The 13214-nt window shown below is 54.8% G+C and carries 15 protein-coding genes; 9 read left to right on the top strand and 6 right to left on the bottom strand.

The window, feature by feature from the left end; all coding sequences use genetic code 11:
• Positions 1–88: 88 nt before the first annotated feature.
• Positions 89–856 (bottom strand): class I SAM-dependent methyltransferase, encoded by a 768-nt coding sequence (locus ORG26_RS21960; protein ID WP_266365682.1) that lies wholly within the window; start codon positions 854–856, stop codon positions 89–91.
• Between the two features lie 123 nt (positions 857–979).
• Here ORG26_RS21960 and ORG26_RS21955 point away from each other — a divergent pair, with 123 nt between their 5' ends.
• A complete protein-coding gene (locus ORG26_RS21955; protein WP_266365680.1) occupies positions 980–1324 on the top strand; it encodes a hypothetical protein in 345 nt (114 codons plus the stop codon).
• A gap of 104 nt (positions 1325–1428) precedes the next feature.
• Here ORG26_RS21955 and ORG26_RS21950 read toward each other — a convergent pair whose 3' ends face one another.
• A complete protein-coding gene (locus tag ORG26_RS21950) occupies positions 1429–1593 on the bottom strand; it encodes a hypothetical protein (protein ID WP_266365678.1) in 165 nt (54 codons plus the stop codon).
• Between the two features lie 173 nt (positions 1594–1766).
• On the opposite strand from ORG26_RS21950, the gene hisS reads away from it, so the two are divergent.
• Positions 1767–3128 (top strand): histidine--tRNA ligase, encoded by a 1362-nt coding sequence (gene hisS, locus ORG26_RS21945; protein ID WP_266365676.1) that lies wholly within the window; start codon positions 1767–1769, stop codon positions 3126–3128.
• A gap of 132 nt (positions 3129–3260) precedes the next feature.
• Here the strand turns inward: hisS and ald are convergent, their stop codons facing one another.
• Positions 3261–4400: an alanine dehydrogenase gene (ald, locus tag ORG26_RS21940; protein ID WP_266365674.1), complete on the bottom strand. Its 1140-nt coding sequence runs from the start codon at positions 4398–4400 to the stop codon at positions 3261–3263.
• Between the two features lie 192 nt (positions 4401–4592).
• Here ald and ORG26_RS21935 point away from each other — a divergent pair, with 192 nt between their 5' ends.
• On the top strand, positions 4593–5057 hold the full coding sequence (locus ORG26_RS21935; protein WP_266365672.1) for an Lrp/AsnC family transcriptional regulator: 465 nt from the start codon (positions 4593–4595) through the stop codon (positions 5055–5057).
• A gap of 235 nt (positions 5058–5292) precedes the next feature.
• Here ORG26_RS21935 and ORG26_RS21930 read toward each other — a convergent pair whose 3' ends face one another.
• From ORG26_RS21930 to ORG26_RS21920, 3 genes are all read right to left on the bottom strand, one after another.
• A complete protein-coding gene (locus ORG26_RS21930) occupies positions 5293–6420 on the bottom strand; it encodes an NAD(P)/FAD-dependent oxidoreductase (RefSeq protein WP_266365670.1) in 1128 nt (375 codons plus the stop codon).
• 153 nt (positions 6421–6573) lie between these two features.
• The gene (locus ORG26_RS21925; protein WP_266365668.1) at positions 6574–7110 is read right to left on the bottom strand and encodes a ferritin; all 537 of its coding nucleotides are present in this window, start codon (positions 7108–7110) and stop codon (positions 6574–6576) included.
• A 249-nt stretch (positions 7111–7359) separates the two neighbouring features.
• Positions 7360–7725, bottom strand: a complete 366-nt coding sequence (locus ORG26_RS21920; protein ID WP_266365666.1) for a hypothetical protein — start codon at positions 7723–7725, stop codon at positions 7360–7362.
• A 208-nt stretch (positions 7726–7933) separates the two neighbouring features.
• On the opposite strand from ORG26_RS21920, the gene ORG26_RS21915 reads away from it, so the two are divergent.
• From ORG26_RS21915 to ORG26_RS21890, 6 genes are all read left to right on the top strand, one after another.
• On the top strand, positions 7934–8590 hold the full coding sequence (locus ORG26_RS21915; protein WP_266365664.1) for a DUF305 domain-containing protein: 657 nt from the start codon (positions 7934–7936) through the stop codon (positions 8588–8590).
• Between the two features lie 174 nt (positions 8591–8764).
• Complete coding sequence (locus tag ORG26_RS21910) at positions 8765–9787, top strand: SPASM domain-containing protein (RefSeq protein ID WP_266365662.1); 1023 nt, start codon at positions 8765–8767, stop codon at positions 9785–9787.
• 292 nt (positions 9788–10079) lie between these two features.
• Positions 10080–10868 (top strand): ParA family protein, encoded by a 789-nt coding sequence (locus tag ORG26_RS21905; RefSeq protein WP_266365660.1) that lies wholly within the window; start codon positions 10080–10082, stop codon positions 10866–10868.
• A gap of 152 nt (positions 10869–11020) precedes the next feature.
• Positions 11021–11941 (top strand): ParB/RepB/Spo0J family partition protein, encoded by a 921-nt coding sequence (locus tag ORG26_RS21900; protein WP_266365658.1) that lies wholly within the window; start codon positions 11021–11023, stop codon positions 11939–11941.
• A 92-nt stretch (positions 11942–12033) separates the two neighbouring features.
• Positions 12034–12402 carry a nuclear transport factor 2 family protein gene (locus tag ORG26_RS21895; RefSeq protein WP_266365656.1) on the top strand — a complete coding sequence of 123 codons (369 nt, stop codon included), beginning with the start codon at positions 12034–12036 and terminating at the stop codon, positions 12400–12402.
• Between the two features lie 376 nt (positions 12403–12778).
• Positions 12779–13042 carry a hypothetical protein gene (locus ORG26_RS21890; RefSeq protein ID WP_266365654.1) on the top strand — a complete coding sequence of 88 codons (264 nt, stop codon included), beginning with the start codon at positions 12779–12781 and terminating at the stop codon, positions 13040–13042.
• Positions 13043–13214 lie beyond the last annotated feature (172 nt).

Here is a 13214-nt window from a genome sequence, read left to right as displayed (position 1 = left end):
TTAACTATGATTGCTTCGCCTCAATAAAAAATCAAGTGAATCCTTAAATCTGTGTAATCCCGGTTCCAGACCTCCGGTGAATCCCGGTTCAGATTTTCTTGCAGAAGTAGATAATCTCTCCCCCCGGCAGCGCGAACCGCTGCACTTCCTCTTTGGGCATCTCCATCACAAACCGGTCTTCTTTGACGGAAAAACCGCCTTTGGCGAGGCGTTCTGCGTAATCCTGTCCGTAGAGCCGGACGTGGTCGCTTTGCCAGAACAGGCGTTCCCGTTCTTTGGGGTCGGTGATGGTGGGGTCTTCAAACGTAGTCGCCCGGCTGTAGTCGATGGGTGACTGGATGATGGCCCAGCCGCCGGGTTTCAGCACGCGGTACAGTTCACTGCTCGCCCGGACATCGTCGTCCACGTGTTCCATGACGTGGTTGCAGAACGCCACGTCGAAGGTATTGTCAGCAAAAGGAATGTGGTGGATGTCCATTTTCACCTTAGCCAGCGGCGATTCGATGTCCGCGGTAATGTAATCGAGGTTTTTCTGCTTTTCGAAGCGTTTGATGAAGCAGTGCTCCGGGGCCACGTGCAGTACTTTCAGGTTGCTCTGGAAAAAGTTGGTTTTCCGTTGCAGATACAGGTACATCAGGCGGTGCCGTTCGAGCGACAGGCAATCCGGGCAAAGGGCGTTGGGGCGGGCGGGCATGCGGCCGTAAGGCACAAATTCCCGGAAATGGCTGCCGCAGACCGGACATTCCACCTTGTTTCCCCGGTAAAAAACAGCCATTCCTTTCAGGGCATAATGGCTCACGCGCTGCAACATCGGGCGCGGCACATACCGGAGAACAAAACTTATCAGCTTTTTCATGAATTATCAGACCTAAAACCACGGCAGGTTTGAGCAAAAAACGCCATTTTATAACTACTTTGGAACAAAAGTCTACAAAATGTTGCTTTGCTCATACATTTGTCAACCAATACTTTTCACCCCATGACGACACCGCCGAAACCCCACAAGCCGCCCGGCAGACGCCTGCTGAAGAACATGAGCACCCGGACCAAATGGCTCCTGCTCTCGCCCATCAGTCTGATGATGATCGGTTACGGTCTTTGTGTGTTTCATAGCGCCGCGATGCTCAAGGAACACGGAGAGCCCTTCAGCCGCTGGTTTCTGCTGGGAACGTACAGTTTGGTTGTCATCAACGCCGGTATCTCGTTATTCGGCCAGGCTATTGTGTACCGGGCCCAGATGACGATTCGCCGCGAATACCGCCGCCGCCTCAAAAAAGAGATTCGACTCCTGTTGAAAAAAGAAAACCCCGTCCGTAAGCCGTAACGAGGTTTTGTATCAATAACAGAGTTTCAGAGTGGCTACGGGATAAAGGCCGGGCGGGTCGCCTCAGAGGCTACCGGGCCGCTTCGCCCCGACGCCATCCAACTTTACTCCGCCGCCTGCTGCTTCTTCTCGGCGAAAGAGGCCTTGATGGCTTCTACGTCTACGTTTTTGATGTCCGGACGGCGCAGCAGCTGCTTAATCTTCTGCTGTTTGTTGTTGGCACGAGCCTTATTTTTGCGGTCTTTGCGCTTCAGTTCTGAAACTCCCATTGTTGTATGAATTTTATATCTGGTTCAAAATAGTTCGCAAAAGTACGAAAGAGTAGGCAAGTAAGCAAAGTCGTAAGTCATAAAGTCGCAAGTCGTAGGTGGTTTGCCGTTTTCTAGCCTGGCAGAGCTACCTGCGACTTTATGACTTACGACTTTGTTTGTACTTTTGCGCCATGCAAAAACCAAGCTTAGCTCGCGGCACCCGCGATTTTGGGCCGGAACAGATGCGCAAACGGATGTTTCTGCTGAATACCATCCGCGAAACCTTCCGGCGCTACGGGTTTCAGCCGCTCGAAACGCCCGCCCTCGAAAACCTGTCGGTCCTGATGGGAAAATACGGCGAGGAAGGCGACCAACTTCTGTTTAAAGTTCTGAATTCCGGCGAATTCGCCGATAAACTAACCGCCACCGACCTGGCTGAAGGCTCCCGGAAACTGGCCCTGAAAATCTCGGAAAAAGGTCTGCGTTATGACCTGACCGTTCCCTTTGCCCGTTACGTGGTCATGAACCGGCACGCCCTGCCGATGCCGTTCAAACGCTACCAGATTCAGCCCGTCTGGCGCGCCGACCGGCCGCAGAAAGGCCGCTACCGCGAATTTGTGCAATGCGACGCCGATGTCGTCGGGACGGATTCGCTCCTGTGCGAAGCGGAGATTGTGCTCATGCTCCACGAGGCCCTGCGCAACCTCGGCGTTCGGGATTTTACGGTGAAAATCAACAACCGCAAGATTCTGACCGGCATCTCGGAAGTCATCGGGGCACCGGGACAGGAAAGTACGCTGGCCGTAGCCATCGATAAGCTGGATAAAATCGGCAAGGAAAAAGTAATCGAGGAACTGCAGCAGCGCGGCCTGACCGACGAAGCCATCGCCCGCCTGGAGCCGATGTTTGCCTTTCCGGACGAAACTGGGGCCGCCTTTGCCCAGCTCAAAACCTGGCTGGCCGGTTCGGAAGTGGGCCTCAAAGGGCTGGCCGAACTGGAAGAAGTCTGGCAGCTGGTCCGTCAGTACGGTCTGGAAAATACGCAGATGCAGTTCGACATCACGCTGGCGCGGGGGCTCTCCTACTATACCGGGGCTATTTTTGAGGTCAAAGCGGGCAGGGTGCAGATCGGCTCGATCAGCGGCGGCGGCCGGTACGACAACCTGACGGGTACGTTCGGCATGCCGGGCCTATCGGGCGTGGGCATTTCGCTGGGCGTCGACCGGATCTACGACGTCATGGAAGAGCTGAACCTCTGGCCGGATACGCAACTGCAAACGACCCGGGTGCTGGTGGTACACATGGACCCCGAAGCCCGCGCGGTGGGCCTGCCCCTGCTGACGCGCCTCCGGGCCGCCGACATCCCGGCGGAAGCCTACCCGGATTCGGCCAAGCTAAAAAAACAGCTGGATTACGCTAACCAGAAGGAAATTCCGTACGTCGTGCTGATTGGTTCGGAGGAGATGCGGACGGGCCTTCTGGCGCTGAAAAATATGGTTACGGGGGAGCAGCAGAAGCTTTCGGCCGAAGCGATCGTTGCCGCTGTCGCCTAACTTCTTTTTTCAAAAAATAAATGCCATATCTCGCAGATATGGCATTTATTTTTTGAAAAAAGCGCGGCACAAACTGGCCGCGCTTTTCTGATTCATTTTATTCCTAAACCCTTAACTTTATTAAGTATCGTATTAAGCCTGTAATTCGGCCGTCTCTTCCTGTAGAACGTCGGCGATGCCGGTCAGCGGCAGGCCGAAAGCATCCGCTACGCCTTGGTACACCACTTTGCCGTTCACCACGTTGAGGCCTTTGCAAAGCTCTTCGTTCTGCTGGCAGGCTTTCACCCATCCTTTGTTCGCCAGTTGCAACGCGTACGGCAGGGTGGCGTTCGTCAGCGCCAGCGTTGAGGTGTAAGGCACAGCGCCCGGCATGTTGGCTACGCAGTAGTGAACCACGTCGTCGATGATGTACGTCGGGTTTTCGTGCGTCGTCGGGGTGCAGGTTTCGATGCAGCCCCCCTGGTCAACCGCCACGTCCACCAGAACGGTACCCGGACGCATGGTTTTCAGCATGTCGCGGGTAATCAGGTGCGGCGCTTTGGCACCCGGAATCAGCACCGCGCCAACGATCAGGTCGGCGCCTTTGACCTGCTCCCGAATGCTGTAGTCATTGGACATCATCGTCACCACGTTCGGCGGCATGATATCCGAGAGGTAACGCAGCCGCGGCAGGCTGACGTCCATGATCGTCACGTGAGCGCCCAGACCGGCCGCCATTTTGGCCGCCTGCGTGCCGACGATTCCGCCGCCCAGCACCAGGACATTGGCCGGCTTTACGCCCGGCACGCCGCCCAGCAGGATACCCCGCCCTTTTAGCGGTTTCTCCAGATACTTGGCTCCTTCCTGAATTGCCATCCGGCCGGCTACTTCCGACATCGGAACCAGCAGCGGCAGCGAACGGTCTGTTTTTTCTACCGTTTCGTAAGCCAGACAGACCGCTTTCCGCTCAATCATCGCCCGCGTCAGTTCTTCCGACGAGGCAAAGTGGAAATAAGTGAAAAGCAGTTGATTTTCTTTAATCAGGTTATACTCAGAAGCAATCGGCTCCTTTACCTTGATGATCATGTCGGCAATGCCGTACACTTCCTCAATCGTCGGCAAAATGGTGGCTCCGGCTTCCTTGTATTCGGCATCCACAAACCCGCTTCCCTGACCGGCGTTGGTCTGCACATAAACCGTGTGTCCGTACTTTTTCAGTTCTGCAACACCGGCGGGCGTGAGGGCAACGCGGTTCTCGTTGTTCTTAATTTCTTTGGGAACACCAATAATCATAGGGCAAGAAAAATATGAAGTGTAATCTTGACTCGCGTGAAGTGTAATCTTGACTTCACAAAAGTACAATTTCAGTGCATTAGTTCTAAGTATGAAGGAATTATTGGGAAAATGGGATTATAATCCGTATTTATGTAGGAATATATTCCAAGAAATTAATTTATCCGGGCTTTTTCAGGAAAATGTTCTACCATGACCGAACTCGATGCGATTGACCAGAAGATTCTGAAGCTTCTCCAGGAAGATGCCCGGCTGACCATCCAGGAAATCGGCCAGCAGATCAACCTGTCAAAAACGCCTGTCCATGAACGCATTAAGCGCCTCGAACGAGAGGGCGTTATCGACCGCTACGTGATGCTCGTCAACAAGAAAAAACTCGGGAATACGCTCATGGTCTACTGTCAGGTGACGCTCGACAAACAGACTCGCGACACCTTCGCCGACTTCGACCAGGCCGCCGCCAGCCTACCCGAGATCTTGGAATGCAACCGGGTTTCGGGTTCCTTCGACTACCTGCTGAAGATCATCGTCCGCGACATGGAAAGCTATAACCAGTTCTACCAGAACCGCCTTTCGGTCATCCCCGGCATCCTCCACATCAGCAGCTTTTTCGTGATGGCAGAAGTGAAAAACACGACCGTAGTGCCGGTGGGGTGAGAAAGGGGGAATTTTGAATGATTGAATTTTGAATGTTCAATGACTGAGTGACTGAATGACTGATAGATGATGGGGCCGGCGGGTTGATGGGGCCGCCGAGGCGGTTGAGTTACTCCACTTCCTTAACCCCTGCGGAGCCAACATTCAACATTCAAAATTCAACCATTCATCATTCAACCGCCCCGACAGCCCTATCAGTCATTCTGTCATTCAATCATTCAAAATTCCCCTTTCTTCACCCCACCAGCACCTTCCCGTGCGTTTGGCGCATGACTCCGTGGAGAAGGGGTTTGAAGCCGAAGACGGAGATGGCGAGTTCGGAGAGGCGGGGGGCACCGAAAAGCTTCTGCACGGTGCGGCCTACCCACAGACGACGGGCAAACTGCCGCTGCCACTCCTGCTCGTACCGGGCTTCCAGTTGCGAACGGCTGATGCGGTTTTGCAGAAATTCGGCGGATACGTCGCTGACGAGTTTGGCCCCATGAATGGCCATAGCCATGCCGTTGCCGCAGAGCGGCGTAATCAGCCCGGCGGAGTCGCCGGCCATCAGGATATGGTCTTCGACGGCCCGTTTGGGCGCAAAAGAGATTTCGTTGATGACTTCGGGCTTGTCAAAAACAAACTCGAACGTTTCGAAAACAGCCTTCAGATGCGGATTTTGGTACATCAGGGCATGTTCCATCGCCGGAATGCTGCCGTACTGCCGGACATTTTCGCGGGTAGTGAGGTAGCAGAAACAGTATTTGCCCTCCTCAATGGCCGACATTCCGCAGTAGCCGTCCTGAAAATTATGCAGGGCAATAATATCCGTAGGAAAGCCCCGGTGCGTTGGTCCCTGTCGGATGTGGTACTTGACGCCCACGTAGGGCGACGGCTTTTCCATGAACGCCCGCCCCAGTTGTTTGTCCAGCCTCGAACGCTTGCCGAAAGCACCGATCACCAGCCGGGCCGCCAGCCGCTGCCCGTCGGCAAGTTCCGCTGTGAACTGATTGCCGTCGAAGTCCACCCGGTCCACCTGCTTGCCGAGCACAAACTGCACCCCGGCGTCTTCGGCCAGTTGGTAGAGCGCGTAGTCGAGCGTGTAGCGACTGACACCGAATCCGCCCAGGTCCAGCCGCGTTTCGAGCATACGGCCCGAGGGCGAGGTAAACCGGAAGCGTTCGATGACCAACGCGCCCAGCGCCCGCAGGTCAACGCCCAGCGACTCCAGGTACGGCCGCACTTCGTTGGATACGTACTCCCCGCAGACTTTGTGAAAAGGGTACGTTTTCTTCTCAATTAACGTAATCCGAAAGCCTTTGCGGGCCAGTTCCAGCGCGCTTACAAGTCCGGCCAGTCCGCCGCCGATGATGAGTACATCCATGAAAACGGAGAATCGTTTTTGATAAAGCGATTTGTAGACCCGAAAGGTTTGTCGGACCCGCCACTTCTCTTGCCGAAAAGCAGAAAGGGTAATGCCCGAGCGCCAGAAATCCTTTGCGCCCCTGCATTACCCTTCCCTTTGTTGGACTATTGCTTATTCCGCTTCTCCGCCGTCGTAGGAGATTTTCGGAATTGCCTTGTCGATCATGTACCGGCCAACGCCTTCTTCACCGATCACGTCGAACAGTTCGACGGCGCGACGGGCTACGTACTCTTCTTCGCGCTGTTCCTTCACGAACCACATCATGAATTCTTCCGTGTTGAAGTCGTACACCCGGCGGGCGGCGTCCACAATCCGGTTGATGGAGTGCGTGACGGCAATCTCCTGCTCCAGTGCCAGTTCGAAAATGTCGCGGAAACCGGCAAAATCCTGGGGCACATTGGTCACTTCCGGCGAAACAGCCGTTCCGCCCATATCGGCCACATACTTGAAGATCTTCAGCATGTGGTTCCGTTCTTCGTTGGACTGTTTATAGAAGTAGTTGGCGCTGTAATCAAAGCCGTTGCGGTCGCACCACGAAGCCATCGACAGGTAAATCGCCGACGAGTGAGCTTCCATTTTTATCTGTTCGTTGAGAATCCGCTCAATTTCTTCCTTGAGCGAGGTCCGCATTCTGACTAAATCTTTCATCTGGTTATCAATTTTATAAAAGAGGGCTGTGCCTGTTTCTTATTTCTGGTAGTAATACTAATCAGTTTTTTGAAAAAAAGTTTGCTCAGAGGCCAGAAGAGGAGCAATTTGAAATGAGTCTAAGTACAGCGGTGCCAGGCTGACGAGGTGCAGCAAAGCAATCCGGCCCTTTCGGCGAACCGAAAAAGGCAAAGAAAAACGGTGCCACGACCGTAAGGGGCGACACCGTTCTCCGAAGTAATAATTTATCTAGTAAACCAGCGAAGTGTACAGCCGCTCGCACAGCAGCGAGTTCAGATCAAGGACAAAGCGCGTACCGTCGAGGAGGTCGCGGAGGGCAATGAGGTCACAGAGCGTCAGGACAAACAGATGGTCGGTGCGGGGCGCGCTGATGATTTCGACGTCGTAGGCATCGTCCAGATTGAAAAGCATCGTGTGAATGTCCACGGAATCCACCCGCCGCTTGAAGGTCACGAAGTCCGCCACGCGCAGGGCAATCCGGGCGTCGCCAAACTGCACAATGAGCCGGTTGGTGCGGTCACACTGGAAAGTGGCGCCTTTAGCGTTGCTGTATAACTCGGTCAGCGAAGTATGTGCAAAAAGATCAGTCGGCACTTTACGTACAAATTCAGAAAACACACCGGCCGTTCCTGGCCGCTTTCACACTGTAAAAGTACAAGGGATCTGCATAGCTGTCAAGATTCTTTGTAATAATTCTAAATTAAAACAGCCAATAGGTCTGAATCAGCCGGGCAGCCGGTGGTTTCTGCCAACTCCTTTTCCAAAAAATAGTTATTAGAGAAAACAACCAATCAACGACGTTATGAAACGACATACCTTTTTGCCCGAACGTACGGGCCTGTGGCTGGCCGCCTTTCTGGCGGTGATCGGCTGCACCAGCGGACTGGCCCAGTCTACCCCGACCGGCTCGGCGGCCCAGGGACGGGAAAGCCGCCCGACCAACGCCAACAGCGCCCTGGTTCAGCCGATGACGCAGATGGCCAGCCAGATGAAATCGGCCCGCAAGACCGGCGATCCGGACATGGATTACGCCACGCTGACGAAAATTCACCACCAGTCGGAGATCGACCTCATCCAGCAGGGCCTCAAAAGCGGCAAGAATCCGGAACTGATGACGTTCATGCGCAATCTGGTTCCGGAGAAAGAAAAAGACCTGGCCGAGCTCAATCAGCTTTCCCGCGAACTGACGGCGGCCTCGGCCAACCCCTCTTTCTCGCAGGAAATCAACCAAAAGCTGAACGCCATGGATATGGACACCCAGAAAGGCATGAACGGACGCATGACGGGCGATGCCGACAAGGACCTGATTGCCACGATGATCCAGCATCATCAGGACGGCATCGACCTGTCGCAGACGTATCTCAAATATGCCAAAAACCCGACGCTTCGCGCGCATGCCGAACGGATGGTGGCCAACAGCCAGCGCGAGATTGAGGCGATGAAACAGATCATTAAATAGCACTTGTTCCCGAAGTTCCCGCATCTTGCCGGTTCACCGCCGCGACGCAGATTTGACACGCCGATGTACGCAGCACAGCGCTGTAAAAATCCGGCCCCAAATCGGCACAGCGGCGAACCGGCCATCTGCGGGAACTTTATTTATCGTATTTTTGGCAGAAACTCACGTACGCTTATGAACCGCAACCTGTCCGACGGCCTCAATTTTTTTTCCAAAGTAACCCCCCGCCGGGCCTGGAACGCGCTGAAAGTCCTCTCCAGCTTTTACGAATCGAAATGGACGGGCAAGCCGGTTCATCGCGGGCTGCCCATCGCGCTCTCGTTTGAACCGACGACCTCCTGCAACCTCCGCTGCCCCGAGTGCCCCAGCGGCCTGCGGTCGTTTACCCGCCCGACGGGCATGCTGCCGGAAGACCTCTTCAAACGCACCATCGACGAACTGGCCGACACGCTGCTGTACCTTATTTTTTACTTTCAGGGCGAACCCTACCTGCACCCGCAGTTTCTGGACCTGGTCGGCTACGCCCACCAGAAAGGCATTTATACCGCCACTTCCACCAACGCCCACTACCTGACCGACGCGGCCGCCCGCAAAACGGTGGAATCGGGTCTCGACCGGCTCATCATCAGCATCGACGGCACCACCCAGGAAGTGTACCAGCAGTACCGCGTCGGCGGCAAGCTGCACAAGGTGATTGAGGGGACGAAGAACATTCTGAAATGGAAAAAGGAGCTTAAATCCCGGACCCCGCACGTCATTTTCCAGTTTCTGGTCGTCCGGCCCAACGAACACCAGATTGAGGACGTCCGGAAACTGGCCGAAGAACTCGGCGTGGATGAGGTCGGCCTCAAAACGGCGCAGATCTACGACTACGAAAACGGCTCGGACCTCATTCCTACGATTGACAAATACGCCCGCTACGCCCGGCAGCCCGACGGGACGTATACCACCAAAAACGGCTTCGGCGACAACTGCTGGAAAATGTGGCATTCCTGCGTCGTGACTTGGGACGGCCTCGTAGTGCCCTGCTGCTTCGACAAGGACGCGCACCACCGGATGGGCGACCTGAAAGAACAGTCCTTCCGGCAACTCTGGCAGAGCGAACCCTACCAGGCGTTCCGGCAGTCGCTGATTCGCTCGCGGTCGGAGATTGAAATGTGTCGAAACTGCACGGAAGGAATCAACGTATGGGCCTAGACCGGCACGCCTCTCACGGCGGTTCTTCGGATGCCCCTCCGGCCCGGTCGCGCTGATCGGAACGGTCCGGAAAAAAGGCCCTGCGGGGTTCTGTGGGTGACAAACAGGCCATTAGGACCGCTCGTGAAACACCCCGTGAAACAGTATAAGCTTAAAAAATACGCTTATTTTTGACAATTAAGCATATAAAAGCCATTAACTTACTGTTGTGAAACGTTTTATAATTTCCGTGAAACATTCCTTGTATTTCTAAACCCGACTCTAGATATTTGGGACTGTAACGAACAGACCCATGGGTAAAGTCATTGCAATTGCCAACCAGAAGGGCGGCGTTGGTAAAACCACCACCACGATTAACCTGGCGGCCAGTCTGGCGGCCCTTGAATTTCGGACGTTGATCGTTGACGCGGATCCGCAGGCCAACTCTACGTCGGGCCTTGGTTACAACCCGAAGGAAATCGAAAACAGCATTTACGAATGCATGGTGGAGGGCGTTCGCACCCGCGATACCATCATCCAGACCGATTTTCCTAATCTCGACCTGCTGCCTTCGCACATCGACCTGGTCGGGGCCGAAATCGAGATGATTAACCTCAAGAGCCGGGAAGAAAAAATGAAGGAAGCACTCGCCGATGTGATCGGCGACTACGACTTCATCATCATCGACTGCTCGCCTTCGCTCGGTCTGATTACGATCAACAGCCTCACCGCCGCCGATTCGGTCATTATTCCGGTGCAGTGTGAATATTTCGCCCTGGAAGGCCTCGGCAAACTGCTCAATACCATCAAAATTATCCAGTCGCGGCTCAACACCCGGCTGACCATCGAAGGCATCCTGCTGACGATGTACGACCTCCGCGTGCGCCTGTCCAATCAGGTAGTGGGCGAAGTGACGGCGCATTTTCAGCACATGGTATTCAACACCATCATCCCGCGCAACATCCGCCTGAGCGAATCGCCGAGCTTCGGCCTGCCCGTGATTGCCCAGGATGCCGACAGCAAGGGAGCCATTAGTTACCTGAATCTCGCCCGCGAAATCCTGACCAAAAACGGGATGCTGCCGCAGGACCAGGTTGCGTAGGGAGTCATAAGGCGGTTAGCCGCAAGTCGTAAGTCGGAGGGCATCAGGCAAAAGCCGCTTACAATCAACTAACCGCAGCGGCGGACCGCTTACGACTGATAAAATATCCACACGGTACTGTCTCGACGAAGTGCCTCAACGATTGGAAAGACATGGATAACAGCAACGCAAAAACCAGCGCCAATAAAAAAATGATAGGTTTGGGTCGCGGACTGGGAGCCTTACTTCAGGACAGCGATTCGGTCAACCGGCCGAGTAAGCCGTCGCCTTATGAGTCGATCTCGACCATGACCGAGATTAACCTCAATCACATTGATACCAACCCGTTCCAGCCCCGGACGCGCTTCGACCAGGAGGCGCTGCACGAACTGGCCGAGTCGATCAAGGTTCAGGGCATCATCCAGCCGATCACGGTGCGGCAGATGGGCAAGGACCATTACCAGCTGATTTCCGGCGAACGCCGTCTGCAGGCGTCCAAGATCGCGGGGCTGACGCACATTCCGGCGTATGTCCGGCAGGCCAACGACCAGCAGATGTTAGAAATGGCCCTGATCGAGAACATCCAGCGCGAAAACCTCAACTCCATCGAAATTGCCCTCAGCTACCAGCGGCTCATTACCGAATGTAGCCTGAAGCAGGAAGAACTGGGCGAGCGCGTGGGCAAGAACCGCACGACGGTGAACAACTACATTCGCCTGCTGAAACTGCCCCCCGTGATTCAGGCGGCCCTGCGCGACAACAAGATTTCGATGGGCCACGCCCGGGCGATTATCAACATCGACAACCCGGACATCCAGATCAAGCTTTTCAACAAGACGATTGAAGAAGACTGGTCGGTGCGCAAGGTGGAAGAGGCCGTCCGCAACGTGTCGAATCCCGCCGAAGTGCTGCCCGAACGCCGTTCGACACCTTACAAACAGGAAATCCGCAGCCTGCAATTCAAGCTCTCGTCCATGTTCGGCACCAAGGTTTCCATCAAAGCCGACGAAAAGCATAAGGGCGAAATCAAGATTCCGTTCACGACGCAGGAAGAACTGGACCGGATTCTGGAAGTGCTGAACTACAAGGCATAAAATTTCGGATGTCAACTCGAAAAGGCTGGTTTGGATACCGGCCTTTTTGCTTTTTTGGCAAACAATCCGTCAAAGTTCCCTTCTGCAACAGCATGGAAGAAGCCATTCAGCGCTATATCGAAGCCTACAACGCCAAAGACGTACCGGCAATGCTGGCCTTACTGGACGACGAAATCATCTTTGAAAATGTCTCCAATTCGGCCGGTATTACCCGCACCACGACCCGACAGGCGTTTGAGCAGCTTGCCCGCCAGTCCCTGCCCTATTTTTCGGAACGCAGGCAGGCGGTTCGTTTCGCCGTGTTGAGCGACAGCGCCGCGGCCGTCGAAATCGACTACCGGGCCACGGTTGCCCAGGATCTGCCCAACGGGCTTACCTCGGGCCAGTCGCTGCAACTGAGGGGCGTCAGTATTTTTGAAATGCGTAACGGCAAATTCACGCGGATCAGCGATTACAGCTGATTCAGGCCTCCAAAAGTCGTGAGGTGCGGTGTTTCCTCCTGCGTCTGCCTGTCCGACTAAGCGGTGGATTACGCGCCTGCTCCGGCCCGCCATCCTTCCCGATGTATCCGTACCGCCTTGATGCACGCACATGATACCGCTTTTTCCTTACTGGAGATTCATCATCCACACGTCATTGAGCCGTGAGGAAGCCCTGGCGCGGCTTTCGGACGCGGTGGCACCCCTGAAATTTCGTCTTTTTCGGGTCTGGGACACCAGACCGCAGCCTTTTACGGGTACCGTTTCGGAAGATGGCTTTCAAATCCGGCGGATTATTCATTACCGAAATTCCTTTTTACCCCAAATCTACGGTCGCTTCCTTCCCTCCGAAGAAGGCGTGCAGATTCGGATCGTGATGCGGCTGCATCCATTTGCGCTGGCCATAGGAGTTTTCCTCCTTTTGGGAATCGTTCCCGTGTTGACCTCCGTTTTGTATCAGGTCGTTGTTACCGGGCATTTTGAGGGTTCGTTTAAGAAACCCCTGCTTCTGATCGCTTTTCTCTATTTTATGTTCGCGGGCGGCTTTTGCTATGAAGCCGTGATTGCTCGTCGGCTGCTGAACCGCCTTTTTACTTCTCCGGCGGAAAAACCCGTTTGGTAACCCGCCCATTCCCCTGCCTGTCGGGAACAGCTTTCGGTAGCGGTTCGGCGGCGGACTGGCCGAAGGCTGTCAGGCCCGGTTTGCGCTTCCCCCTCATCTCCGGTTTCGCCGGGCAAAGTAAATCCACGACGTTCCGGACTTTCCTGCCAGAACGCCCGCGGCAGTTTCCGGG

Source organism: Tellurirhabdus rosea, assembly GCF_026278345.1.
Lineage (GTDB): Bacteria > Bacteroidota > Bacteroidia > Cytophagales > Spirosomataceae > Tellurirhabdus > Tellurirhabdus rosea.
The sequence above is the reverse complement of the archived record's forward strand: the minus strand, read 5'-3'. Positions and strand labels throughout refer to the sequence as shown.

What these genes read in the sequence shown, in the direction of transcription:
- ORG26_RS21960 (WP_266365682.1), bottom strand. Translation starts at nt 856, where the DNA reads ATGAAAAAGCTGATAAGTTTTGTTCTCCGGTATGTGCCGCGCCCGATG.
- ORG26_RS21955 (WP_266365680.1), top strand. Translation starts at nt 980, where the DNA reads ATGACGACACCGCCGAAACCCCACAAGCCGCCCGGCAGACGCCTGCTG.
- ORG26_RS21950 (WP_266365678.1), bottom strand. Translation starts at nt 1,593, where the DNA reads ATGGGAGTTTCAGAACTGAAGCGCAAAGACCGCAAAAATAAGGCTCGT.
- hisS (WP_266365676.1), top strand. Translation starts at nt 1,767, where the DNA reads ATGCAAAAACCAAGCTTAGCTCGCGGCACCCGCGATTTTGGGCCGGAA.
- ald (WP_266365674.1), bottom strand. Translation starts at nt 4,400, where the DNA reads ATGATTATTGGTGTTCCCAAAGAAATTAAGAACAACGAGAACCGCGTT.
- ORG26_RS21935 (WP_266365672.1), top strand. Translation starts at nt 4,593, where the DNA reads ATGACCGAACTCGATGCGATTGACCAGAAGATTCTGAAGCTTCTCCAG.
- ORG26_RS21930 (WP_266365670.1), bottom strand. Translation starts at nt 6,420, where the DNA reads ATGGATGTACTCATCATCGGCGGCGGACTGGCCGGACTTGTAAGCGCG.
- ORG26_RS21925 (WP_266365668.1), bottom strand. Translation starts at nt 7,110, where the DNA reads ATGAAAGATTTAGTCAGAATGCGGACCTCGCTCAAGGAAGAAATTGAG.
- ORG26_RS21915 (WP_266365664.1), top strand. Translation starts at nt 7,934, where the DNA reads ATGAAACGACATACCTTTTTGCCCGAACGTACGGGCCTGTGGCTGGCC.
- ORG26_RS21910 (WP_266365662.1), top strand. Translation starts at nt 8,765, where the DNA reads ATGAACCGCAACCTGTCCGACGGCCTCAATTTTTTTTCCAAAGTAACC.
- ORG26_RS21905 (WP_266365660.1), top strand. Translation starts at nt 10,080, where the DNA reads ATGGGTAAAGTCATTGCAATTGCCAACCAGAAGGGCGGCGTTGGTAAA.
- ORG26_RS21900 (WP_266365658.1), top strand. Translation starts at nt 11,021, where the DNA reads ATGGATAACAGCAACGCAAAAACCAGCGCCAATAAAAAAATGATAGGT.
- ORG26_RS21895 (WP_266365656.1), top strand. Translation starts at nt 12,034, where the DNA reads ATGGAAGAAGCCATTCAGCGCTATATCGAAGCCTACAACGCCAAAGAC.